The 23785-nt window shown below is 30.5% G+C and carries 21 protein-coding genes and 3 pseudogenes; 5 read left to right on the forward strand and 19 right to left on the reverse strand.

The genetic code is table 11. The features are described 5' to 3' along the window. The first annotated feature begins 83 nt into the window (after positions 1-83). Positions 84-3353 (forward strand): carbamoyl-phosphate synthase large subunit, encoded by a 3270-nt coding sequence (gene carB / locus GRQ01_RS01645; protein ID WP_158334112.1) that lies wholly within the window; start codon positions 84-86, stop codon positions 3351-3353. Then, positions 3350-3772 carry a Sua5 YciO YrdC YwlC family protein gene (locus GRQ01_RS01650; RefSeq protein WP_158334113.1) on the forward strand — a complete coding sequence of 141 codons (423 nt, stop codon included), beginning with the start codon at positions 3350-3352 and terminating at the stop codon, positions 3770-3772. Before carB ends, GRQ01_RS01650 begins: the two co-directional genes overlap by 4 nt. On the opposite strand, the gene GRQ01_RS01655 is transcribed toward GRQ01_RS01650, so the two are convergent. The 15 genes and pseudogenes from GRQ01_RS01655 to GRQ01_RS01715 all read right to left on the reverse strand — a co-directional run bounded on the left by GRQ01_RS01655 (position 3769) and on the right by GRQ01_RS01715 (position 18447). After that, on the reverse strand, positions 3769-4734 hold the full coding sequence (locus GRQ01_RS01655) for a transaldolase (RefSeq protein WP_158334114.1): 966 nt from the start codon (positions 4732-4734) through the stop codon (positions 3769-3771). The two genes, GRQ01_RS01650 and GRQ01_RS01655, sit on opposite strands and share 4 nt — an antisense overlap. A 1-nt stretch (position 4735) precedes the next feature. Next, on the reverse strand, positions 4736-5359 hold the full coding sequence (serB, locus tag GRQ01_RS01660; protein WP_158334115.1) for a phosphoserine phosphatase SerB: 624 nt from the start codon (positions 5357-5359) through the stop codon (positions 4736-4738). After that, positions 5359-5880, reverse strand: a complete 522-nt coding sequence (locus GRQ01_RS01665; protein WP_158334116.1) for a chemotaxis protein CheW — start codon at positions 5878-5880, stop codon at positions 5359-5361. Before GRQ01_RS01665 ends, serB begins: the two co-directional genes overlap by 1 nt. Before the next feature lie 4 nt (positions 5881-5884). Beyond that, the gene (locus tag GRQ01_RS01670; RefSeq protein WP_158334117.1) at positions 5885-8188 is read right to left on the reverse strand and encodes a hybrid sensor histidine kinase/response regulator; all 2304 of its coding nucleotides are present in this window, start codon (positions 8186-8188) and stop codon (positions 5885-5887) included. A gap of 3 nt (positions 8189-8191) precedes the next feature. After that, positions 8192-9148, reverse strand: coding sequence for a chemotaxis protein (locus GRQ01_RS01675; RefSeq protein WP_158334118.1), 957 nt, complete (start codon positions 9146-9148; stop codon positions 8192-8194). Further along, the gene (locus tag GRQ01_RS01680) at positions 9141-9899 is read right to left on the reverse strand and encodes a metallophosphoesterase (RefSeq protein ID WP_324250696.1); all 759 of its coding nucleotides are present in this window, start codon (positions 9897-9899) and stop codon (positions 9141-9143) included. The genes GRQ01_RS01675 and GRQ01_RS01680 overlap by 8 nt, the downstream gene beginning before the upstream one ends. 9 nt (positions 9900-9908) lie before the next feature. After that, the gene (gene greA / locus GRQ01_RS01685) at positions 9909-10394 is read right to left on the reverse strand and encodes a transcription elongation factor GreA (protein WP_158334120.1); all 486 of its coding nucleotides are present in this window, start codon (positions 10392-10394) and stop codon (positions 9909-9911) included. Between the two features lie 9 nt (positions 10395-10403). Beyond that, complete coding sequence (gene lpxB / locus GRQ01_RS01690) at positions 10404-11501, reverse strand: lipid-A-disaccharide synthase (RefSeq protein ID WP_158334121.1); 1098 nt, start codon at positions 11499-11501, stop codon at positions 10404-10406. 167 nt (positions 11502-11668) lie between these two features. After that, entirely contained in the window at positions 11669-12226 is a 558-nt protein-coding gene (locus tag GRQ01_RS07780; protein ID WP_373451524.1) for a site-specific DNA-methyltransferase, read from the reverse strand. A gap of 22 nt (positions 12227-12248) precedes the next feature. After that, the gene (locus GRQ01_RS07785) at positions 12249-12821 is read right to left on the reverse strand and encodes a DNA methyltransferase (protein ID WP_373451525.1); all 573 of its coding nucleotides are present in this window, start codon (positions 12819-12821) and stop codon (positions 12249-12251) included. After that, on the reverse strand, positions 12722-13507 hold the full coding sequence (locus tag GRQ01_RS07790; RefSeq protein ID WP_373451526.1) for a DNA methyltransferase: 786 nt from the start codon (positions 13505-13507) through the stop codon (positions 12722-12724). The genes GRQ01_RS07785 and GRQ01_RS07790 overlap by 100 nt, the downstream gene beginning before the upstream one ends. Further along, positions 13507-16333: pseudogene (locus GRQ01_RS01700) on the reverse strand (restriction endonuclease). Before GRQ01_RS01700 ends, GRQ01_RS07790 begins: the two are co-directional and overlap by 1 nt. A gap of 209 nt (positions 16334-16542) precedes the next feature. Continuing rightward, the gene (locus tag GRQ01_RS01705; protein WP_158334122.1) at positions 16543-17103 is read right to left on the reverse strand and encodes an RICIN domain-containing protein; all 561 of its coding nucleotides are present in this window, start codon (positions 17101-17103) and stop codon (positions 16543-16545) included. Positions 17104-17115: 12 nt separating this feature from the next. Next, positions 17116-17917, reverse strand: a pseudogene (locus tag GRQ01_RS01710) (cytolethal distending toxin subunit B family protein). After that, positions 17914-18447, reverse strand: a complete 534-nt coding sequence (locus tag GRQ01_RS01715; RefSeq protein WP_158334123.1) for an RICIN domain-containing protein — start codon at positions 18445-18447, stop codon at positions 17914-17916. Before GRQ01_RS01715 ends, GRQ01_RS01710 begins: the two are co-directional and overlap by 4 nt. Positions 18448-18720: 273 nt before the next feature. Here GRQ01_RS01715 and surE point away from each other — a divergent pair, with 273 nt between their 5' ends. From surE to GRQ01_RS01730, 3 genes and pseudogenes are all read left to right on the forward strand, one after another. Then, positions 18721-19494, forward strand: a complete 774-nt coding sequence (surE, locus tag GRQ01_RS01720; protein ID WP_158334124.1) for a 5'/3'-nucleotidase SurE — start codon at positions 18721-18723, stop codon at positions 19492-19494. Next, positions 19491-20152 (forward strand): annotated as a pseudogene (locus GRQ01_RS01725) (ThiF family adenylyltransferase). The gene surE and the pseudogene GRQ01_RS01725 overlap by 4 nt, the downstream one beginning before the upstream one ends. 115 nt (positions 20153-20267) lie before the next feature. Next, complete coding sequence (locus tag GRQ01_RS01730; RefSeq protein ID WP_158334125.1) at positions 20268-21080, forward strand: CPBP family intramembrane glutamic endopeptidase; 813 nt, start codon at positions 20268-20270, stop codon at positions 21078-21080. A gap of 5 nt (positions 21081-21085) precedes the next feature. Here GRQ01_RS01730 and GRQ01_RS01735 read toward each other — a convergent pair whose 3' ends face one another. Genes GRQ01_RS01735 through modA form a run of 4 tightly spaced genes read right to left on the reverse strand, consistent with a single transcriptional unit; the run spans position 21086 to position 23763 of the window. Continuing rightward, positions 21086-21958, reverse strand: coding sequence for a sulfate/molybdate ABC transporter ATP-binding protein (locus tag GRQ01_RS01735; RefSeq protein ID WP_158334127.1), 873 nt, complete (start codon positions 21956-21958; stop codon positions 21086-21088). Further along, positions 21955-22629: a molybdate ABC transporter permease subunit gene (gene modB / locus GRQ01_RS01740; RefSeq protein ID WP_158334129.1), complete on the reverse strand. Its 675-nt coding sequence runs from the start codon at positions 22627-22629 to the stop codon at positions 21955-21957. Before modB ends, GRQ01_RS01735 begins: the two co-directional genes overlap by 4 nt. Beyond that, positions 22622-23017 (reverse strand): TOBE domain-containing protein, encoded by a 396-nt coding sequence (locus GRQ01_RS01745; RefSeq protein ID WP_158334130.1) that lies wholly within the window; start codon positions 23015-23017, stop codon positions 22622-22624. The genes modB and GRQ01_RS01745 overlap by 8 nt, the downstream gene beginning before the upstream one ends. Next, positions 23014-23763 carry a molybdate ABC transporter substrate-binding protein gene (gene modA, locus GRQ01_RS01750; protein ID WP_158334131.1) on the reverse strand — a complete coding sequence of 250 codons (750 nt, stop codon included), beginning with the start codon at positions 23761-23763 and terminating at the stop codon, positions 23014-23016. Before modA ends, GRQ01_RS01745 begins: the two co-directional genes overlap by 4 nt. Positions 23764-23785 lie beyond the last annotated feature (22 nt).

Below are 23785 nucleotides of genomic sequence, written 5' to 3' on the forward strand. Positions count from 1 at the left end.
AAGCATAAATTTTTTCTTTGAAAGTTTGCCTAAAACTAAATTTTGTTATAATCGCTTTAAATTTATGATCTTTAGGAAAATTTATGCCAAAACGAACAGATATTAAAAATATTTTACTTATAGGGAGTGGCCCTATTGTCATAGGTCAAGCTTGTGAATTTGATTATTCAGGTACCCAAGCGGCTAAAACTTTAAAAGAATTAGGATATCGTGTAGTTTTGATTAATTCAAATCCAGCGACCATTATGACAGATCCTGAATTTGCCGATGCTACGTATATAGAACCCATTACGAAAGAAAGTATTTTAAGCATTATTAAAAAAGAAAAAATCGATGCTATTTTGCCAACCATGGGTGGACAAATAGCTTTAAATGTCGCTATGGAAGTTTATGAAAGCGGTTTTTTGACTAATGTGAAGTTTTTAGGAGCAAATCCTGAGGCGATTAAAAAAGGCGAAGATCGTCAAGTTTTTAAAGAATGCATGAAAAAAATTGGCATGGAACTACCAAAATCTATGTACGCGTATAATTATGATGAAGCTTTAAAAGCAGTTGATGAAATTGGTTTTCCTTTAATGATCCGTGCTTCTTATACTTTAGGGGGTGCTGGAAGTGGTGTAGTGTATAATATGGATGAGTTTAAAGAACTTGCTAATACCGCTTTAGCTTTATCACCTATTCATGAGATTTTAATCGAAGAGAGTTTATTAGGCTGGAAAGAATATGAAATGGAAGTCATACGCGATAAGGCAGATAATTGTATTATTGTTTGTAGTATAGAAAATCTTGACCCTATGGGTGTGCACACAGGCGATAGCATTACAGTAGCTCCTGCTTTAACTTTAACGGATAAAGAATACCAAATCATGCGTAATGCTTCTTTTGCTATCTTGCGTGAAATTGGCGTGGATACAGGTGGAAGTAATGTTCAATTTGCTGTTAATCCTAGCAACGGTAGAATTATAGTTATAGAAATGAATCCAAGAGTTTCAAGATCAAGTGCTTTAGCAAGTAAAGCAACGGGCTATCCTATAGCAAAAGTAGCTACGCTTTTAGCTGTGGGCTTTACTTTGGATGAAATTGAAAATGATATTACAGGCACTCCTGCAAGCTTTGAACCTGTGATTGATTATATTGTTACAAAAATTCCGCGTTTTACCTTTGAGAAATTCCCAAGAGCTAATACAATCTTAGGCACTGCTATGAAAAGTGTGGGAGAAGTTATGGCATTAGGACGTACTTTTAAAGAAAGTGTGCAAAAGGCGCTTTGTTCTTTAGAGCGTTCTTTAAGTGGTTTTGATAGGGTGAAATTTGAAGATAGAAATGATCTTATTTTTAAAATCCGCAATCCTAATGAAAAACGCTTGCTTTACATAGCGCAAGCTTTTAGAGAAGGCTTTAGTGTTGAAGAGCTTTATGAGTTTTGCAAGATAGATACTTGGTTTTTAGTCCAAATTAAAGAAATTGTAGATTTTGAAGATCAAATTGATATGGATATTTTAAGCAACAAAACCCTTTTAAGAAAAGCAAAAACCCTTGGATTTTCAGATAAAATGATCGCTTTGCTTGTCAATTTAAAAGATAATTTAGAGCTTAGTCAAAACGATATTTATTATGCTAGAATGAGACAAAAAATCGTAGCTGAATTTAGTGAAGTAGATACTTGTGCGGGTGAGTTTGAGGCTTTAACTCCTTATTTTTATTCTAGTACTAATGTGAGTGAGTTAATACAAAGTAAGAGTGATATTAAGGATAAAAAAGAGAAAAAAGTTATGATTATAGGTGGTGGGCCAAACCGTATAGGTCAAGGCATAGAATTTGATTATGCTTGTGTGCATGCTTCTTTTGCGCTGAAGCAAATGGGTGTTAAAACTATCATGTATAATTGCAATCCCGAAACAGTTTCAACCGATTATGATACAAGTGATACTTTGTATTTTGAGCCTATTGATTTTGAGCATTTAAGAGCAGTTATTGAGCGCGAAAAGCCTGATGGAGTTATTGTGCATTTTGGTGGTCAAACTCCTTTGAAATTTGCTAAGCGTCTTAGTGCTTTTGGGGCTAAGATTATAGGTACGAGTGCAAGAGTGATTGATATAGCAGAAGATAGGAAGAAATTTTCTGAATTTATTGCAAAACTTGGTATCACTCAACCAAAAAATACTACTGCAACAAGTATAGAAGAAGCTGTGCTTAAAGCAAGCGATATAGGCTATCCTGTGCTTGTGCGTCCAAGTTATGTTTTAGGTGGACGCGCTATGCGTGTGGTAAATGATGAGACTGAACTTAGACTTTATATGCAAGAAGCTGTAGAGGTGAGTGATAAAAGCCCTGTATTAATCGATCAATTTTTAGACAATGCAACAGAAATTGATGTGGATGCAATTTGTGATGGAAAAGAAGTTTATGTAGCAGGCATTATGGAGCATATAGAAGAAGCAGGAATTCACTCAGGAGATAGTGCTTGTTCTTTACCGCCTTGTAATATTGATCTAAAGGTGCAAGAATTAATCGCACAAAAAACCGTAGATATTGCTTTAAATTTAGGCGTTGTGGGGCTTTTAAATATACAATTTGCTTGGTATAATGATGAGCTTTATATGATAGAAGTTAACCCTAGAGCGAGTAGGACTGTACCTTTTGTAAGCAAAGCTACAGGCATTCCTTTAGCAAAAGTCGCAACCCGTGTGATGTGGCAAGGCAATTTAAAGGAAGCTTTGAAATTTTATGATACTTTTAAAGTGGTTAATTTTGATAATAAAATTTTACGCCCTAAAACCCCAAAATACATGAGTGTTAAAGAAGCGGTGTTTCCTTTCGCTAAGCTTAATGGTAGTGATTTAGAATTAGGGCCTGAGATGCGTTCAACAGGTGAAATTATGGGTATTAGTAAGGATTTTGCTAATTCTTATGCAAAAAGCCAAATCGCATCTTTTAACCATCTTCCAGAAAAAGGGGTGGTTTTTATTTCTTTAAAAGATAAGGATAAAAAATATACCAAAAAAATAGCCGCAGAATATATTAAATTAGGCTTTAAGCTTATGGCAACAAGTGGAACTTGCAAAGAAATTGTAGAAAGTGGTTTTGAGTGTGAGTTGGTGCACAAGATTTCAGAAGGACGCCCTAATGTTGAAGACAAGCTAAAAAATGGTGAAATTCATTTAGTTATTAATACAAGTGATAGTCATAGCTTTAAAGGAGATACGAAAAAAATCCGCGAGAATATTATCCGCTTTAAAATACCGTATTTTACTAATTTACGATCTGCTTTAGCAGGTGCAAAGTCTATCAAAGCTATACAAAGTAAATCTTGCTTGGAAGTTAAAAGTTTGCAAGAGTGGCTTAAAAATTGATTTATTTAGCCCAAACTGATACGACAGTAGGATTTTTAAGCAAAGACTTGCAAAAGCTTAATATTTTAAAAAGAAGATCTAAGGATCAACCTTGCCTTATTACTTCGGCAAAATTTAGTGAACTTAAAAGTTTAGCAAGGGTTCCTAAGCTTTTTAAAAACTTTGTGCGTCGTTCTAGAAAAACCACTTTCATTTATCCTAATCAAAAAGCCATCCGTATAGTTAAAGGGTGTAAACATGCCCAATTTTTAGCTAATAATGGCTTTTTTTATTCAAGTTCGGCTAATAAACATGGAGAGGCATTTGATGAAAATTGGGCTAAGAGTGTTGCTGATGTGATCCTTGATGAGAATTTTTATGAGAATGATCCCTCAAGAATATTAAAGCTTTCAAGAAATAAAATTATAAAAATACGTTAATTTAAAGCTTCTAAGATCTCTTCAAAAGCAATGCAAAATTGGTTTAATCCTTCGTTTAATAAATCATTATAAGCTTTTTCTCTTTCATTTTGAGAGATGATTTGATTTAATGCTGTATAAATTTCATGATTCATTAGAGGTTTTTTAAAATTTGTTTGAGTTTTAAACGCTTGTATAGCATCAAGAGGTGCGGTATTAATACAGTTATTAAAAAGAAGTTCTTGGATGTAATAATCTTTTGCTAAATTATCTTCTTTAACCCCTGTACTTGCAAATAAAGCACGGATGTTTGATTCATTTTTAGAAATGATATTATTATAAATTAAATTCGCATTTAAAATCCCTATGCGGTTTTGTTCTTTAGCTTTAGAATTTAAAAGTTTATCAAAACGACTTACAAAAATGCTAATAACAGCTTGAGGATTTGGTCTTTTGGGATTATTTTGCCTGAATTTTGTTAAACCTGCATTTAAAGCTTCAAAACATTTTTGACTTTGTTCTAAAGAGAAAATTAAAGTAGCATTAACACAAATGCCATTTTTCATTAACTCATACATCACTTCATATGAAGCAGGGGTTGCTGGAATTTTAATCATCACATTTTCTTTTGCTATATTTGTATACAGTCTTTTTGCCTCGCCTAAGCTTAATGTTGTATTATTATAAAGTCTTGGATCAATTTCAATGCTTATAAAGCCATCATTTTTTTGATAAAATAAAGGAGCGAGTTTATCTGCTGCTTTTTGGATATCACAAATGGCTAATTCTTCATAAATTTCTTTTGCTTTTTTGCCTTTTAATTTAAGGATTTTATCTTGGTAGATGGGAGAATTTAAAATGGCATTTTTAAAGATAGCAGGGTTTGATGTAGCACCGTTAACTCCATGAGATAATAAATTTAAAAAAGCATTATCTAAAAAACTATTTTCTATAAAATCACACCAAAGGGAAAATTTATTCATTTTATATTACCTTTATTATTTCTTCTAAATTTTTTGTATCTATACAAATATCAGCTTGAGATCGTAAAATTTCTTTAGCACAAAATGCAATTTTCAAACCGCTTTCATAAAACATTGCTATATCATTTGCCCCATCGCCAACGCACATCACTTCTTCAGTTTTTAAATTTAAAAAATTTTTTAATCGTTGCAACATTAAGCCTTTTGAATTTGAAAACATCATCTCACCGCCAAGTAGTCCTGTTAAAACTCCATTTTTATGATGTAAGTAGTTTGCATAACCCATTTTGATTCCCAATTTTTCCATAGCAGGATCGATGCCTTCATGGAAGCCTCCACTGAAAATAACAATTTGAATGTTTTTAGAATTAAGATATTGGATAAGATTATAAGATCCTTGCATTAATGGGAGCATGGATCCTATTTTTATAACCCTTTCATAAGCCATTCCTTTTAAAAGGCTTACGCGTTTTTGAAGACTTTCAAAAAAATCAAGTTCCCCAGCCATAGCACGGCGGGTGATTTCACTCGTTTCTTCGCCTTTGCCGTGTGCCATAGCTAAAATATCGATCGTTTCACCATCCATTAAGGTGGAGTCAAAGTCAAAAACACAAAGTTTAATCATTAAAACTCACGTTTAAGCAAGGCTTCTACCTTTAGTATAGTGAGAATATTTTCATCTCTTTTTCCTATACCATAGATCATGCCTTTATCTTTTACTAAAGTTTCAGGTGGGGGATCGATTCTGTTTCTGTGAATTTTAATCGCTTCTGTTAATCTATCTATGACAAAACCAGCATTGCCCCCAACGCCTGTGCCGTTGGTTTCTCCTCTTAATACAATGTATCTTGTTTGAGGAGTCATTTTAGAACTTCCTAAATGAAAACGTTGGGCTAAGTCAATAAGAGGCATAACATTGCCGCGCATATTAAAAACACCCAAAACATAATCAGGCACACTAGGAACTCTAGTATATTCTATAGGTTTTATGATTTCTTGTATGTTAAGAATAGGAATAGCATATTCTTCATCTCCAACCACAAAACCCACAAGTTGGATGATATCATCTTCTTTTTGATCAATATAAGGACCAGCCATCTGAGTTTGTTGTTTTTGCAAAATTTGATCTAATTTTTCATTACTCATATTCTTATCCTAATTTCAAATTTTTTCTAACCACATTTTCCAAATATTCTGGAGAATAAGGCTTAGTAATATATTCAGTCATGCCCACTTCAACTCCTCTTAAACGATCTGTTTTGCTTGTTCTAGAAGTCACTGCTATGAGTGGTAAAGTGCGATATTTAGAATATTTTCTAATTTCACCTGCTAAAGTATAGCCATCCATTCTTGGCATTTCAATATCAATAAGCATAGCATCAATATCGTGTTCGCCAGATTTAATGATATTAAGTGCTTCAACCCCATTTGTTGCTTCGATTAAACTAACTCCTAGCGGTTCTAAAGCTTTTTGCATGAGTGTTCTATCCATCTTAGAATCATCTACAATTAAAACTTTATAGTCACTTGGCTGTTCTTTAGGTTTTTTAGCATTTGATTCTAGTTGGGCTTTGATATCGACTTTGATTTCTTTGGCCATATCCATCATAGCACCCACATCAATGATTAGCGTTACTCTACCATCGCCGCGGATCGTAGCTCCAGCTATACCTTGAATGTTTTGCAAATAATCTCCCATAGATTTAATCACTATTTCTTCTTGCCCAACAAGAGTATCTACAATAATACCGAGTTTGCTTTCAGCCACACCTATAACAACCACATAGGTTTGATCCCCGCTTTCAAGTACTTGTTTAACCCCAAATACATCTGAAAGCCTTACAAGAGAAAGTACTTCATCTCTTAAACGCAATACATTTTTACCTTCGATAGTATAAATATCATCAATAGGCACTCTGACTGTTTCAAGCACACTTGCTAATGGAATAGCATAAAATTCTTCTTGTGTGCCAACAAGTAAAGATTGTATGATTGCTAAAGTAAGAGGGATTTTAAGCTTAAATGAACTTCCTTTACCTAACTCACTATCAATTTCTATCACCCCATTGAGTTTTTCTATATTGGTTTTGACAACATCCATGCCCACACCACGACCTGAAACGTTTGTAACTTTAGCCGCTGTAGAAAAACCTGGTTTAAAGATTAAAGCAAAGGCTTCTTTATCAGTCATTTGATCTGCTTCTCTTTCAGTGATCAGATTTTTCTCTATAGCTTTTACTTTTAAAGCATTAGGATCAAGTCCTTTACCATCATCGGTGATTTCAACAACGATGTGATTGCCTTCATTATAAGCTTTTAATTGAACAATGCCTTTTTCAGGCTTTCCATTATTAGTACGTGTTAATGGATCTTCAATACCATGATCGCATGAATTTCTGATCATATGCATGATAGGATCGCCAATTTCTTCTACTATGGATTTGTCAAGTTCGGTTTCTTCTCCAGTGATTTCAAGTTCGATTTGTTTTCCAAGTTCACGGCTTAAATCACGTACGACTCTTGGGAATTTGTTGAAAACCTTAGCAATAGGTTGCATTCTTGTTTTCATTACAGCAAGTTGCACATCGGTTGTAATGATGCTTAATTGACTTACAACTTGGTTTAATTCTTCAAGGAATTTTTCACCTTCGTAGCGTTCTTCAACATCATCATAAATTTTAAGCAAGCGGTTTTTGCCTAAAACAAGCTCTCCGATTAAATTCATTAAATGATCAAGTCTTTTTACTTCTACGCGTATGGTTTGATCCATGCTATTAGCACTAGCACTTCCTGAAGCAGGGACTTTTTTCTCATTGTTTTGTGCTGTTTTGTTCACTGTATCGTTGTTTGATTTATTTGCTTTTGCTGTTTGTTTTTTTTGTGCACGGCGGGCTTGATCTTCAGCCTTTCTAACTTTTAAAAGTCTTTCTATTTCAGCTTCAACTTCAGAATCGCTTAGTTGATTAATGTCTACTTCTTTTGGGCTAGGCGTTTCTTCTTTTGGTGCTTGTGTTGTAGTATTTGAAACGGTATTTTCGTTTGCATTAGCCTTAGATGGGGCTTCTCCTTCTGAAATTGCTGTAAGTCTTGCACATATTGGTTCTATATCCATATTAATAGTTGTATCATTGCCATTATCACGGATAGAATTAAGTAATGTTTTCATTCTATCAATGGACTCTAAAACAACATCCATAATATCTGGAGTTATTTTTAATTCCCCATGTCTTGCTTTGTTTAAAACATCTTCCATGTGATGAGTGAGTTTTGTTAAAACATTAAAATTTAGGAAGCTTGATGATCCTTTAACTGTGTGAGCGACGCGAAAAATTCTGTTTAGTAATTCTAAATCTTCTGGATTAGACTCAAGCTCTACTAAGTCATGGTCGATTTGCTCAACAAGCTCAAAAGCTTCAACCAAAAAGTCTTCAAGTATTTCTTGCATATCTTCCATATTTTACCCCTGTTCTTGAGATTGATGTCTTTTTATAACTTTAGCGATTTCATTGAAGAAATCATTGGCGTTAAATTTAACAAGATAACTTTCTCCACCAGCTTCTTGGACACCTTTTTCATTCATAAATTCATTTGATAAGGATGAGTTAAAGACTATAGGAATATCTTTAAATCTTGGATCTTCTTTGATGCGTGCAGCAAAATGAAAACCATCCATTTGTGGCATTTCAACATCACTTACTATAATCTTAAGCGTGCTTTGGAAACTTTCTCCATAAATTTGGCTTAATTCTTCTAGTTTGTTTAAGCCTTCTACGCCATCTTTGGCTTCAACGACTTGAAAGCCCATTTGTTGCATCATTTCTTTAATACGTTTTCTAGCCGTCATGCTATCATCTAAAATGAGTGCTGTTCCGCTGAATTTTTCTATTTTTCCAAAATCAATATCCGTTTTTGGTGCATAAATTCCTAGATCTTCAACAACACTTTCAAGATCTAAAATGAGTAAAACTTCATCATTTTCAATGCGCGTTACGCCTGTAATTTTACCTTTGTCTAAAGCACCTGAACCTGCAGAAAAAGTCGCTGGTTCTATATCTTTCCAATTGATCCTGCGAATTCTTTTTGCTTCGTGGACTATAAAGCCAATGAGTATATTACTAAATTCAGTAATAATAACTCTAGGTTTTAACATAGTGCTTTGTGGTTCAGTAATTTGCATCCATTTAGCAAGATTGACTACAGGTATAACCACACCACGAAGATCAAAAATGCCTTCGATGTAATCAGGCACACCCGGAAGTTCTGTAAGGCTTGGAATTTTTATAATTTCCTTGACTTTGGAAACATTAACACCATAAATCCCTTCATAGATTTTATCGTGTCCTTGTTTAAAGATACGGAAATCGACAAGTTCCATTTCATTTGAACCCGTTTTCACGATATTTTCATCAAACATTTTGACCCCTCAATTTCTGTTCTTGAAATTTGATTTTTCGCTGGTATTTTACTACAAAAAAACTTTTCTCATGTGCAAAACTAGCTAAGTTAAAATATTTGACATCTTTTTGGTTTAAAATCATATTTTGATGATAGTGTCCTTCACATACCCAAGAGTCTGAATTTCCGTATTTTTTGTATCTTTCTTTGGCTAAGTTTTCAAAATCTTTTATTTTATAAAAAAGATTTTTTTTCTTTTGGTTTTTTAAAATTGTCTTAGAAATAAAATTGTAAGTAAGGGTATTTAAAAAATTTAAAAATATAAGCAAATAGTGGTTTCTTAAGCTTTTAAGAATAAATTGCAATAAAGGAGATAAGAAAATATCGCCATGAGCTAAATGGATAATAGTATTGTTATTAATAGGATTATTAGCTTTACTTGGATGCAAATTAAGCTTTAAGGGCTGTTGTTCTAGGGTGAAAATTTTAACTCTTTGAAAAAGAGGTGTGAGATTAAAATCATGATTTCCTTCTAAATAGAGGATTTGTGTGTTTAAAGCTAATTCTTCAAGTATATTGATATAGGGCTTAGCAAATTCATGTGTGGCAGAAATTTCACCTACGAGTAAGTCAAAAATATCACCCATTAATATGAGTTGTGGGGTGGAAATTTCACCTTTTTTTAGGGCTTGTAAAAATTCCCAAAACCCTTTTCTTTCTTCGTTTTCGTGTGCATCAGCGATTAAAATCGCCCCATTTTGAAGTAAAATGTTCTTTCCTTAAAATATTAAAGGCTCATAACTTATAGAAATGATTTCAAATTCGCTCTCACCCTTGGGCAAACGCACTTTAAAATCATCGCCTTGTTTTTTTCCAAGCATAGCCCTTGCTATGGGTGAAGCTATAGAAATATAGCCTTTATCCAGATTTCCTTCGCAAATTCCTACTATGGTATATTTGCTTTGTTTTTCTGTGTCTAAATCCATGATTACCACACTTGATCCAAATTTTACGCTATTGTGATCGTAACTTGAAGGATCGATTACTTGTGCTCTTGCTATGAGATCGCTAAGCTCACCAATGCGACTTTCTATTAAAGCTTGCTTTTCTCTTGCGGCGTGGTATTCTGCATTTTCTTTTAAATCCCCATGGCTTCTTGCTGTGTCAATTTCTACTATAACAGCGGGGCGTTGATTGTCTTTTAGATCTTTGAGTTCAGCGACTAATTTGTCATAGCCAAATTGACTCATTGGTTCTTTTTGCATGATTTATCCTTATTGTGTTTGGCTTAATATTTTTGCTAAATTTTTAGCACTTCCGAATTTTAAATACTCTTTTAGAAAGTCAATTTTAGCAAAAAATGCCTTATAATCATATTTATTATAAGCTTCATAAAGATTTAAAACATTTACTTGATCTTGTAAGAATTCAGGATTTAATTCTTCTTTTTTTGCGAAATCTAAAAAAATATTTGCAAGGCCTATGTGTTTTAATTTTACGAAAAGTTTTGCGATAAAAATATCTATAGCCTTAGCCTTATAAGCGAGTATAAAAGGCGTTCCAATTAAAGCTGCTTCAAGTGTGGCTGTACCGCTACAAATGAAGGCAAAATGAGATTGTTTGAGTACTTTTGGGGTGTTGCTTTGGATTTTAAAACCGCTTATGTCACCATAAATTTCAAGTTTATTAAGATGAAAAGAAGGAATGCACAGGATTTTTTCGCCTTGGAAATTTTTAGAAAGTTCTTTGAAAATAGGCATTAAACGCTTGATTTCACTTTTCCTAGAACCGGGTAAAAAAGCTATAGTTTTTTCATTGTCTTTTTTTGAAAGTATATTTTTTATGTCTTCTTTGTTTTTAAATTCTTTTATCTCATCTAAGAGAGGATGACCTACATAAATGCTTTTGCTAAAAAATTGTTCATCAAAAGGCAAAATCGAAGCTAAAATATCAAAATGACTTTCTATGATGCGGATGCGTCCTTTTTTCCATGCCCAAACTTGAGGTAAGATATAATAAATCCTTTTTATTTTAGAATTTGCTTTTTTCAAAGCTTTTGCAAAAGGTATGTTAAAGGCTGGAGAATCTATACATAAAATAGAATCTATTTTTTGAGTAAGGCTTAAATTTACTAGTTGTTTTATAGCTTTTTTTGCTTTAAAAATAAGTGGTAAAATCTCTATAAAACCCATAGCACTAAATTCGTGTGAGCTGTATAGGGGCTTAGATTTTAGATTGAAATCTTTACATATTGTTTCATCATAAATTCCTAATAAATTAAAGTCTTTATATTCTTTTTTATAAACTTTTAAAACTTCTTTTAAATGCAAATTTGCAGAGGGTTCTAGAGCGCAAACTAAAAAGGTTTTCATGTAATTTCTTTCATTTTCAAAAAGGGAATTTTTTTGTTTTGATACCAATGAGTGCTTGGTGACTTTTTTACAAGATTATTTATGGTATCATAATCGCCTTTAATCATTATTTTATTAGATTTTTCTTGTTGCTTAGAACTTAACTTTTTCATAATTTTTAACTTGTATTAATACACTACTTTTAAACGTTCTTTTAAAAAGCTTTCTAAATTTAGATAAATTTCTAAATTTATATCATCAAAGCCATTGATATAGACATTTTCATTTGAAGTATTTTTTAAAAATTGTAAAACTTCATCATCAAAATTTACCATATAAAAGCTTTCGTCGCAATTATAAAGTTTATCTTTTAAAATCATTTTTAATTCTTTATCTAAAGTTTTTCCATCTTGTAAAGCTAAATTTAAAGCTTTTTCATAAGGGTTTAAATTCGTATGATTGATTAAAGTTAAAGTACCTGTTTTATCACTTGCAAGTTTGGCTTTTTCTAGCATAGAAAATACTTTAAAACCTAAATCTAAATTTTTACCTTCGTTTTCTTTGGCTATCTTTTGTGCTGCTCTTTTAACTCTTTCTATGGTTATATCACTAATGACTGGAATTTTACTTTTTAATTCGTTTTTACAAAAATCATAAGAAATTTTGCTTTTAGTTTCATTAATCTTTTCATCAAGTTGTATTAGGATGAATTTACGGTTTCCATTATCCTTTGCATTTAATTCCATGACCGTTTGTGCTGTGGTGCCACTACCTGCAAAAAAAGTCTAGGATGATATCATTTTCTTTTGTATTTGCAAAGAATATTTCTTTGATCAATTTAGTTGGCTTTGCGTTTTCAAAAATCAATTTATTATCAAATAATTTCTCAATTTCTTCATTTCCATCTGATGTCCAATATCCACTAAATATAGAATACATTTTTGATAAATTATCATCTTGATAAGAACAAATAAGATGAAATTTTGTATCTTTGTATTGTTGCAAAAAATATTCATTATTGTTGATTTTAGATTTTATGTCATTATACTTTTTCTCACTGATAATTTTTTCTTTTAAAAAAATATCTAGTTCTTCAAACATTAAATTTCTATGATTAATAGTATCTTTTGGATATAAATTTAAAATTTTCTTTATAGCTTCATTATTGGTGTATTTACCATGAGTTTTTCTTATTAGATCATTATTAATTTTTGCTTTTTCTTTGAATTTAAAAAGTCCATTTAAAACCGTTTTATTTTTTGTATATATAAGAATGTATTCGTGTCCTTCATAAAAATATTTTGCTTGTCCTCCACCTGATTTTTTTGCCAAATAAAACATGAAATAAAATTCTCTTCCCCAAAAATCTCATCACAAAGAATTTTTAAATTTGCTTGTTCATTATCATCTATGCTTATAAATATCACTCCATCTTCACGAAGTAAATCTCTAGCAAGTTTAAGGCGAGGCAACATAAAAGAAAGCCATCCGCTGTGGGTTTTGCTTGATTTTATATTGTTAAAAAATCTTAAAGTTTCACTTTCTATCTCAACTCCATCTTCGTCTATTTCTAAAAGCCCTGTTTGGATTAAAAGTTCTTTGTAGTCTTTTCTAAAATCATCATTATAAATAAAATCATCATTTTTTGTATTATAAGGTGGATCAATATAAATCATTTTTATCTTTTTATAATAGCTTGATTTTAAAAGCTTTAAAGCATCAAGATTATCCCCTTTTGTGATAATGTTTTTAGTGTTTTCATGATTTATACTTTTGTCTTTTTCAAATTTTAATTCTTTAGTATTTGGAGTGTTATAAAGTGCGTTTGCTAAAGCTTTTCCGGTGAAAGTAAGCTTCATGCCTTGGGCTTTAGTATTTAAGCCTAAAAGCTGCATAATAGCATTTAAATTAGGCGTATTATCGCTTATGGTTTGTGGGTAATTATGCTTTAGATATTCTAAAAATTCATTTTTGCTTTCTTTTGTATTGATTAAATTTTCTTTTTTTATATCTTTAATGTCTATCATTATAAAACTTCCTTTATGCATTCTATGAGTTTTTGTTTATTTATCCTTGTGTTGAAAATAATATCTATATTTTTATCTTTTAAGCTATCATTTAAATTTTTAAAGAATATTTTTGCATAGTCTATTTTGTTTCTTTCACCTTGGGGAATTTCACTTTCATTATCATAGCCTTTGCTTTCGCATACAAAAAATATTTTTTTACCTTTATCATCTTCTAAAAAATAAGCAAAATCAGGTTCATAATTTTTATACGGAGTAGGAATGCTTAATTTTGGTAATTTTGCAAAAACTTTTATGATTTTTTTATTTATATTTTCATTGTTTTCTTTGATGATATCTTTATTCTATATCAGAATCATAAACTATACTTTCATAAAGATAATTTTTAGCCGGTTTTTCATCATCTATATAGCGTCCTAGTTTTTGCATATCTATGCTTTCTTTGATTTTTCCATTTTCTACTAAATTATGATAAGAATGTGAAAAAATATTAAGAGAAAATTCATAGCTTAAGCATTGTAATAAGCTACTGTGAAGTTGATTTTTAATTATATTTTTTAAATTATCAAAAGCTTTTTTGGGTGAATTTTCAAATTTAGTTTTGTCTAATTTTTCATAAATCTTTAGTAAAAATTGCAAAGGAAATTTTTCATTTTTGCAAAAATTTAAAAATAAATTATGGATATGCTTATATAAACTGTCTTTATAATCAATTTCTCTTAAAATATCAAATTCTTCACTAATGATAATATTTTCTTGAGGATTAAAAACTTTTTTCTCATAATATAAAATTTCTTTTTCTATTTTTGAAGCATTAAATTCTTTTGCTATTGTTTGTATGAGTTCTTTTTCTTTTATATTTTTTAAACTATGCTTGCTTTTTTGTTTATATTATCCCAAAGCTCTTTAAAATCTTTGACTAAATTAGGTTTGATTTTGACTTTTTTTGTTTTCTTTATTTACATTGATGATTTGTTTATATTTATTTTGAGGATTTTCAAGTGCTTTTAATAAAACTTCTAATTTATCGCCTAGGAGTTTTTGGATTTTTTCATCTTCTTTGATACTGTCATATAAAGGTTTTAAGATAATATAGTTATTTTCTTCTTCAGCAAATTTTATTATTCCTTTATCTTCTAGATAGACTAAGATTCTATGTATTTGATTATCATTTAAATCTATATTTTTAAAACATTGAAAATTTAAAATATTTTCATTAAAAGTGAAACTAGAATTTATAATTTCTTTTTGTAGATTTTGTATATAATTTAATTCTCTTGCACTTACTAATATATCAAGATAATTAATGTCATAAAATTTATCATCATTGAAATTTAAGTAATTATGAGTAATTCTTTTGCCTTTATCATTGACACAAAGCTTAGTCCACGGCCTATTTGCTGATGTATGCTGATTTCAGAAGCTGAATTTGCAAGCTTGATTAAAGTAAAAATATTAGGATTATCCCAACCTTCTTGCAAGGCCCAAACGCTAAAAATAAAACGCAAAGAAGTATCAAAAGAAAGTAGTTTTTCCTTATCTTCTAAAATAAGCTTTACCCCATAAGCTTCCTTTTCATCTATGCTTCCTTTATCTCCGCTAAAATAGCCTTGATGGACTTTTAAATTTCCTTTTTCATCGAAGTCTTTTTCTAGATATGCTTTATATTTTTTATCTAAATTTCGTTTTAAGATTTCTTTACGTTTTTCTTTATAAAGTTCTTCAAAAGTGGTTTTAATAAAAGCATTTTTGCCTCTAAAATCTGCGATATTTGGTATGAAAAACAAACTCAAAGCTTTTATGCCTTTTTTAAAGAGTTTGGAAATGTAAATCAATGGATTTTTTTAAAAGTTCTTTTATTTCTTCATCATTTAGAATATAATTTTCTTTTCTTTCTACAATGGAACCATCGCCAAAATAAGCTTTATTGTCTTTTAGTTCTCTTAAGATCGCATTGTTTAAGATCTTAAAGCTATCATTGATTTTTAATTCTTGTTCTTGGGCTAATCCATTAGTGGTATAAGAAATAATGGCTTTTTTGTTTTTGTATTCTTTTAAAAAAATATTATTTTTGTTTCCTCCTAAAGTATGCACTTTTACTTGTTTTACTAAATATTTTTTAAAAGCTGAGATAGAATCTAGACAGTATACCATGTTGCTAAGCTGATATTCTTTTTCTTGTGGAAAGATAGCACCAAAACGAAAATATAAAGAATTTATTTTTGAAAAATATTCATTAAAAGCTTTGCCTTTGAGTAAACGGGGCTCGTCTATAATGCTGATTGGTTTTAAATCTATAATATTTTCAAAAATACTTTTAATATTAAATAGATTTTCGCTTGTTTTATTAAGTAAATTTGTTTTTTTTATCTATAGCACTATTGGTTAGGATGAGTACTGAGAGTTCGTCTTTGTTTTTTATGTAATGGTTGATAATAGTGCTTTGACTTTTGCCATCGTTATAATAATAAGCTTTTAAATATGTTTTGTATTGAGAATAAAAATAAGTTTGTGTTAGATTGATATTTTGTTTACTGATTCTAAAATGGCCTTTCTTGGTACAAAAATAATAAATTTGTTTTGTTTATAAAGCTTATGAAGTTCAAAAATTAAATTCAAATAAGTAAAAGTTTTGCCTGTGCCTGTTTCCATTAAAATGTCTAGTTTGGTTTTATTATCGATAATTTGCAGTGGTAAAGGCGTGCTTTTATAAAATTGTTTTAGGCATTCTTTTAAATTGTTTTGCTTTTTAAAGTCAAAATTTTTTAAAAGTTTTATTATATTGCTTATACATTGTTCTTGGTATTCTTGTTTTTCAAAAATCATTTCAACCCTTAAAATAAAAAATATATTTTAACAAAATAATTCTTTTTAAACTATATTTTAAAATAAAATTTTTACAAGGATTTGCTTTTGTGTTTTTATATTTAAAATAGTGCTTTAATATCTGCAAGGCAATTTTGCTTTTTGTTTATAAAATTAATATTTAGAAGAAATTTATAATTTGGTATGAAGTGATAAGCTTTAAATTCTTATCACTCTAAAGGTGTTGCATTAGTGATTGCAGGGGTTAAAATCATTAATTCGTTTAAATTAGCAAAAAGAGCAGTATCTAAAATGCAAGGGCCTATACCAAAACGTTCTTGTATAGGGATATTTGGATTATAGAAGGTTTTCATGCACTCATCGCTATTTAAAACCATAGATCTAATTTGAACAGCTGAGGTTGTAGTAGGCATTATAGAAAATACAGTTTCTAATTCTTCTTTGGCTAAATCATCACTGCAAGATTTGCCTACGAAAAAAACGCTAGGAGCTATGGCCAGACATAAATCCGCATCAGTTGGGTAGGTAAATTGAACATAGCCAAAGGGCAATAAATTAGCCATTTTATCTCTCTTTTTTAATTTTTCGTTTAACATTATTTCTTTAACTATCCAATTTTGATCTCTAATATCTTGTGAGGTTTCTATAAATGGACTTAAAATTATGCCTGTTTCTAAAGACCTAATGCTTAGGGCTAAGGTAGAATCGGTGGATTTTTGCACATGGACTAAATGAAATAAAAACAAAAATAAATATATAATTTTTTTCATAATCACCCTTTTTTAAAATTTTCTGAAGTTAACAGGGTGATGATCCGATGCTAAAAAGGTTCTAAGACCAGCGAACATCAACACAGCTGCAAGCAGTGGAGGCGTTTGTCTCATAGCATTACCAACTATTGCATAATCAATCGTTCTTTGGGAAGTGGTTTGTGTAAAACTAGGAGGATAAAACACACTTACTCTTCTAAGCAAGTCCCTATCTAGGGAACTTAAGGTATCTAGAGGTTCTCTATGTAAAATCCCCTGCTATCATCCAATTTATCTCAGATCTATTTCTAAAATGGCTGTCAACAGCTGTGACTATAGCACCTGCATCGTTACCACCAGGAGATAGTGCGTGTATATTGAAAAAGGCTTCATTGCCTATGCGTATGCCTATGATAGGGCGAGAAGCCACTGTTGGGGATGGTATAACTATAACTTCATCTGCCATTTGTCTGCTTACTATGGCAAAATTGACACGGTTGGCACCTACATCTATGCGAGAATAATATATATAGACATTATTAGGGCGTGATAAGGTGCCTAAATTCCAAATATATTCATGTATGGGTATGCCAACGCCTGCAGGTTGAGCCTGTCTAGGCGTCATAACAGCTGTAGAGGGTAGTACACCTGCTTCTTGAACCATTAAAATGTCTAAAGGATTTTCTCCTGTGATTAATTGTCTTATGCTTATAGTCCATTTGCTTTCTGTACTTGCAGCTGAAGATCCTTGTAAATTCCAAGTGCCTATATTGTAGTTTTCAAACCCTGCAAAAGCATATATGAAGCTAAATAAAATCAATATTATTTTTCTCATTTTTCACCTTTGTTATAAAGTGGTCTTGCGCTAAATGGCGGTGCGGTGATATACCATTGTTGATCGAGATTGGATTCGCCTTTTAAAACACATCTTGTTAATAAAACTCTGCTTATTTTATCAAAGTCTTTTAGAGGTTGGTTAATTATAGATCTAATGCATAATTTGGTAAATAAATTTTGAATTTTTACAGCTTTATTATCATAAGGTATTAAAGTCCAAAATTGAGAAGAATCGTTTACATTGCAAGCAAAGTGGACAAGATCTTTATTTCTATTTGCACTAAGGCAAGTATTTGTTTTTGCGTTTTTAAACATAACAGTATTGTTTGGGAATTCTATCAAACGCCAAGCCCTAGCTTCGCCAAAATTTTTACTGTTTAATAAAGTATAGCCTGTTATTAAATTGCCTACAGTAGGATTAGATACGACAAGTATGGTTCCAGCAGGATTCATAATGGTGATATAATCACTAAAAACGCCTTGACTTTTTAATACCTTATCACTTGCAAAAGCTAGGTTTAAAATCAAACAAAATAATAATATATTTTTTTTTAAGCATATAATTTTCCTATTTTAGATCTTTAAGTTAAATATTAACATAAAAAAATATAATTTAAATAAAAAAACATTTCAAAGAATAATTTTATCTTAGCTAAGGTAAATATATTTAATCAGGGTTTTAATATATATTTTGTAAAATTTATTTAGTATTTTAAAAACCCAAAAGACTCATTCATAAAAATATTTGCAAATAAATGATTAAAAAATAGATATAATTTCACAAAAATTTCTAGGAAAAATATGAAAAGAATTTTATTAACCAATGATGATGGCTATGAAAGTGAAGGACTTAAAAAGCTTATTAAAATGCTAAAAAAAGAATTTAAAGCTAAGATTACTATAGTAGCCCCAGCTGCTGAAAAATCAGCTTGTTCACACTCTATTACTTTAACTAAGCCTTTGCGTTTTGTAAAAGTGGGAAAGCGATTTTATAAGCTTGATGATGGCACGCCTGCAGATTGCGTTTATCTTGCTTTGCATGCATTTTATAAAACGCATTTGCCCGATCTTGTCATTAGTGGGATTAATAAGGGTGCAAATGTAGGTGAGGATATCACTTATTCAGGTACTTGTGCGGGTGCTATGGAAGCGGTTTTACATGGTATTCCTGCTATTGCTCTTTCACAGTTTTATAAAAATAATGAAGAAGAATACGATTATAAATATGCTTTAAAAATTACTAAAAAGATTGTTCAAAACATTTTTGATAAAGGCTTCCCTTTGGAAAAAAAAGAATTTTTAAACATTAATTTCCCTTCAAGTCCACCATTTAAAGGAATAAAAGTTTGCAAAGCGGGCAAGAGAGTATATAATTTTGAAGCTTATTCAAACATCAATCCACGCGGAGTGGAGTATTATTGGCTTGCAGCGGCGAATTTAGACTTTGAGGATGAGAAAAACAGTGATATTGCTTTGCTTAAAAAAGGCTATGCGACTATAACGCCTATAATGCTTGATCTTACAGCTTATGAAAAAATGAAAAAAGTTAAAAAATGGTTAAAGGTAAAGGAATGATTGACAGATTTACACGTGTGAAATGGCTTATCGGAGAAGAAAAATTTCAAAAAATTTTGCAAACAAAGATACTTGTTTGTGGACTAGGAGGCGTGGGTGGAATTTGTGTTGATTGTCTTTACCGAAGTGGTTTTAGAGATTTTACTTTAATTGATGCGGATAAATTTGAAAGCACTAATCAAAACCGTCAAATCCATAGTGAAAATATAGGTGAAGAAAAAGCAAAAGTATTTGAAAGAATTTATAAAGCTAAAGGTATAACTAATAAGATTGATGAAAGCTTTTTAAAAAATTTTAATTTGAGTGATTTTGATCTTGTTATTGATGCTATTGATGATATCCCTGCTAAAGTGGCTTTAGCCCATCTTATAGATTTTAAAAAGCAAATTTTTATTTCTTCAACAGGAGGAGCTAGAAAGCTTGATCCAACACGTATTAAAACCACAAGTATATTTTTAAAACTCATGGTGATGCTTTGGCTAAAAAGTTCAGATATGAACTTAGAAAATCAGGTTTTAAAGGGAATTTTGATGTAGTATTTTCAGATGAAGAGGCGCATTGTAAAGATCTTGGATCTTTTATGGGGGTGACTGCTTCTTTTGGATTGGTTTTAGCAAGCTTGGCTATGAGAAAGGTCATTGAGAGTAAAAAATTGTAATTTCTAGCATTTTTATAATTTAAATGCTTGTTTAATATTTTTGCTTTGTTTGGGAAAAAAGTCGTTATTTTAAAAACAGATAAAAACCATATATTTTAACGATGAAGGCTTATTTATGTTTATCTTAACTTATGCTTTTTTGACTTTTGCTTTGGTTTTATTGTCATTTAATAGGATTAAAACAGCTTATGGACTTTTAGCAATAAGTGTATGCTGTGCGTATTATTTTAATATAATAAATCTTAGCTTAGTTGGTATATTAATTTTGATTTTAGCTTTATGGTATAAATATAAAAAATCTTTGATTTTAGAAATTATATTATTTGTTTTTTCTATAGCATTATTTTTGCATTTTATACCTGGGTTTGATAATGTAAAAGTTTTAGATAGAGTCTATGCAAGTACAAATAGCACTGCTTTTACTTTGTATTTTAATTTTGATAAACCTTTGGGTGTGTTTGTATTGTTTTTAATATTCCCTGCTTTATTTGTCAATAAAAATTATATTAAAGCGTCTTTATTAAAATGGGTTTTGCTTATTATTAGTCCTTTAATTTTATTGTCTATACCTTGGTATTTAGATGTTTTAAAATGGGAATTGGGTTTGCCTTGGTGGTTAGGGTATTTTTTGTTTTCAAATCTTTTTTTGGTGGCTTTGGTTGAAGAAGCGTATTTTAGAGGATACCTTCAACAAAGGCTTTGTGAGTTTTTAAATCCACTTTGGGCTTTGTTAATAGCAAGTGTAGCTTTTGGATTGATCCATTATAGGGGTGGGATTTTAATGGTAGTTTTTGCAAGTTTAGCTGGTATTATATATGGATTAGCTTATAGGTATAGTAAATATTTATGGGTGAGTATTTTTTTCCATTTTGGATTGAATTTAATGCATTTGATATTTTTCACTTATCCCTTTTATCTAAGACCTTGATATTTTTATTTAATGATTAAGGGATTAAAAGTTTTTATTGATAAGGCTAAGCTATCACCTATTTTGATGTCTTGATATTTTTGTGCGAATTCTTGCTTGCTTAAAGTGATTTTAACAATATCTTGATTTATAAGTAGTGTGAAAATGACTAAAATATCGCTTTGTTTTATTTCAAGTAAAATAGCATTTAAATGCAACTGGGTATTAATGTCAGATTTTATAAAAAATTGATGTTTGGATGTGTCTTTGATAATTTTTCCATTTTTAAGTTCTAAAATTCTATGGCTTAGATTGTAAATTTCAGCTAAATTATGGCTGACTAATAAAGTAGTGATTTTAAAATGATGGAGGATTTTAGATAGTTCATCTTGTAAATAAGAATGCATTTTAAAATCTAGTGCATTTAGGGGTTCGTCTAAAAGCAGTATTTTTGGATCCCTTGCTAAAGCTCTTGCTAAGGCTACTCTTTGGGCTTGTCCCCCGCTTAAGTTTTTAGGATAGCTTTTTGCTAATTTTTCTAACTTCATTAAAGCTAACAGTTCTTGGACTTTCTTTTTAGAATTTGCTGCATAGGCAATATTGTCTTTGACATTCATATTAGGGAAAAGAGCATAATCTTGAAAAACAAAACCAATTTTTCTTTTTTGCAAGGCCAAATTCATCTTTTTAGAAGAATCAAACCAAAGTTCATTGTCTACTTCTATGTATCCGAATTTAGGTTTTATAATTCCGGCTATGATTTTTAAAAGTGTAGTTTTTCCCGATCCATTTTCTCCAAAAAGTGCGGTGATTTTTTCTGATTGTATTTCTTTATTAAATTCAAGATCTAAAACACCTTGAGTTGTAGTGATGGGATGATTGATGTTGATTTTTATCATTGAAAACTTATTTTTTTATTTACAAAATATAGGCTTAAAAGCATTAAGAAAGAAAAAATAAACAAGATAAAAGCATATTGATGCGCTAAAGTGTAATTTAGCACTTCTAATTCATTATAAATTGCTACGCTTGCAACCAAAGTTTGACCTTGCTTATGTCCACCTATCATCATTACAATACCAAATTCGCCTATAGTATGAGCAAAACTCATCGCACAAGCACTGAAAATCCCTGTTTTAGAATTAGGCAAAATGATTCTAAAAAGAGTGTAAATTTTGCCTTTGCCTAGGCTATAAGATGCATCAAGTAAATTTTGATTTATTGATGAAAAGGCACTTTGTAGTGGATTTACCATGAAAGGAAGAGAAAAAACTAAAGAAGCAAAAACCAATCCTTCAAAGCTAAAAACCAAGGAAAGATTGAAATATTCTTTTAAAAACTGTCCTAAAAAGCTATTAGCTGAAAAACTTATAAGCAAGTAAAATCCTAAAACACTCGGTGGCAAAACCAAAGGCAAAGAAACAAGACTTTGCAATACAATCTTAAAAGGAAAGTGTACAAAACTCAATAAATATGCTAAAAACGCGCCTATAAAAAAGAGTATAAAAGTAGTGATAAAAGCAAGTTTGAAAGTCAGATAAAGCGTTTGTAAAAAAGCATGATCAAGCATGATTTATCCTTAAGATAATATCGTTTGCTTTGACAAAACAAAGCCATACTTGATTTTCGCAAATTTCAAGTTCTAAGGCTTTTTCTTTGGTAATAATGCTAGAGAGTTTATCGCCTTGAAAGTCAAAAAAAATATGGTATAAGAGTTCTCCTTTTTCAATTCTATCTATTTTTGCTAAAAAAGAATTTTCAACGCTTAAAATTGTCTTAGCAAAAGTGAAGCAAAGTTCGTGTTCTTTGAAGAGTAATTCTACCTTTGTGCCTATTTTTAAATCTTTTAGAGTATCTAGCATCAAAACATTTAAAATGGTTTGTTTACAAGCTATTTTTGCTAAGATTATGTCTTTTTGCTTTAAAAGTTCACAAATTTGCCCTTTTAAAAGGTTCATGGCGTGTTAAATCCGTATTTTTTAAAGATTTCTTGTGCTTTGGGTGAGGTGATAAAATCACTAAATTCAAAGGCTAATTTTTTATCTTTAGCATATTTTGTGATGACAAAACTTTGTTTTAAAGCTTGAAAGTATTTAGGGTCAATCAAGACAGCCTTACCTTTGGGGTGATTTATAGGGGAGATTAAAGAGTATGCCACGATAGCTAAATCTGCATTTTTGCTATCTACATGAAGCACAGGTACAGAAATGTTTTCGCCTAAGACGATTTTATCCTTAAATGTTTCATCTAAATTTAAGTTTTTAAGCACTTCTTGTGCGGCTACTCCATAAGGAGCGACTTTGGGATTGGCTATACTTAAATGTGTAATTTGATTTGCTTTTTCTTTTAATTTATCAACTCCACCTTGAAGCAAATTTTCATCCAAGCTATATAGAGCTAAAACCCCTAAAACATAAACCTTTGGCTTTTCTACAGCATTTTTATCTTCATAGATTGCTTGAGCGTATTTAGTATCAGCTGAAAAAAATAAATCAAACTCCCTTCCTTGCTTGAAAAGTTCATAGTATTTTCCTGAAGCACCAAAAACAAGTTCTATTTTATCATTAGGATGTGTTTTTAAAAATTCTTTTGTGACTTCATTGATAGCTTTTGAGGCCGAAGAAGCTACGAAAATACTTAAATTTTGTGCATTTAAATTGAAGGTAAAAAATATAATTATTAAACAAATAGCAAGACTTTTCATTATAATTTTCTTTATATAAAAT

The organism is Campylobacter bilis, from assembly GCF_016806695.1.
Classification (GTDB): domain Bacteria; phylum Campylobacterota; class Campylobacteria; order Campylobacterales; family Campylobacteraceae; genus Campylobacter_D; species Campylobacter_D bilis.

What these genes read in the sequence shown, in the direction of transcription:
- surE (WP_158334124.1), top strand. Translation starts at nt 18,721, where the DNA reads ATGAAAAGAATTTTATTAACCAATGATGATGGCTATGAAAGTGAAGGA.
- GRQ01_RS07780 (WP_373451524.1), bottom strand. Translation starts at nt 12,226, where the DNA reads ATGGAATTAAATGCAAAGGATAATGGAAACCGTAAATTCATCCTAATA.
- GRQ01_RS01670 (WP_158334117.1), bottom strand. Translation starts at nt 8,188, where the DNA reads ATGGAAGATATGCAAGAAATACTTGAAGACTTTTTGGTTGAAGCTTTT.
- GRQ01_RS01745 (WP_158334130.1), bottom strand. Translation starts at nt 23,017, where the DNA reads ATGAACCTTTTAAAAGGGCAAATTTGTGAACTTTTAAAGCAAAAAGAC.
- modB (WP_158334129.1), bottom strand. Translation starts at nt 22,629, where the DNA reads ATGCTTGATCATGCTTTTTTACAAACGCTTTATCTGACTTTCAAACTT.
- GRQ01_RS01665 (WP_158334116.1), bottom strand. Translation starts at nt 5,880, where the DNA reads ATGAGTAATGAAAAATTAGATCAAATTTTGCAAAAACAACAAACTCAG.
- GRQ01_RS01655 (WP_158334114.1), bottom strand. Translation starts at nt 4,734, where the DNA reads ATGAATAAATTTTCCCTTTGGTGTGATTTTATAGAAAATAGTTTTTTA.
- GRQ01_RS01705 (WP_158334122.1), bottom strand. Translation starts at nt 17,103, where the DNA reads ATGAAAAAAATTATATATTTATTTTTGTTTTTATTTCATTTAGTCCAT.
- GRQ01_RS07785 (WP_373451525.1), bottom strand. Translation starts at nt 12,821, where the DNA reads ATGTTTTATTTGGCAAAAAAATCAGGTGGAGGACAAGCAAAATATTTT.
- serB (WP_158334115.1), bottom strand. Translation starts at nt 5,359, where the DNA reads ATGATTAAACTTTGTGTTTTTGACTTTGACTCCACCTTAATGGATGGT.
- lpxB (WP_158334121.1), bottom strand. Translation starts at nt 11,501, where the DNA reads ATGAAAACCTTTTTAGTTTGCGCTCTAGAACCCTCTGCAAATTTGCAT.
- GRQ01_RS01675 (WP_158334118.1), bottom strand. Translation starts at nt 9,148, where the DNA reads ATGTTTGATGAAAATATCGTGAAAACGGGTTCAAATGAAATGGAACTT.
- GRQ01_RS07790 (WP_373451526.1), bottom strand. Translation starts at nt 13,507, where the DNA reads ATGATAGACATTAAAGATATAAAAAAAGAAAATTTAATCAATACAAAA.
- greA (WP_158334120.1), bottom strand. Translation starts at nt 10,394, where the DNA reads ATGCAAAAAGAACCAATGAGTCAATTTGGCTATGACAAATTAGTCGCT.
- carB (WP_158334112.1), top strand. Translation starts at nt 84, where the DNA reads ATGCCAAAACGAACAGATATTAAAAATATTTTACTTATAGGGAGTGGC.
- GRQ01_RS01730 (WP_158334125.1), top strand. Translation starts at nt 20,268, where the DNA reads ATGTTTATCTTAACTTATGCTTTTTTGACTTTTGCTTTGGTTTTATTG.
- modA (WP_158334131.1), bottom strand. Translation starts at nt 23,763, where the DNA reads ATGAAAAGTCTTGCTATTTGTTTAATAATTATATTTTTTACCTTCAAT.
- GRQ01_RS01735 (WP_158334127.1), bottom strand. Translation starts at nt 21,958, where the DNA reads ATGATAAAAATCAACATCAATCATCCCATCACTACAACTCAAGGTGTT.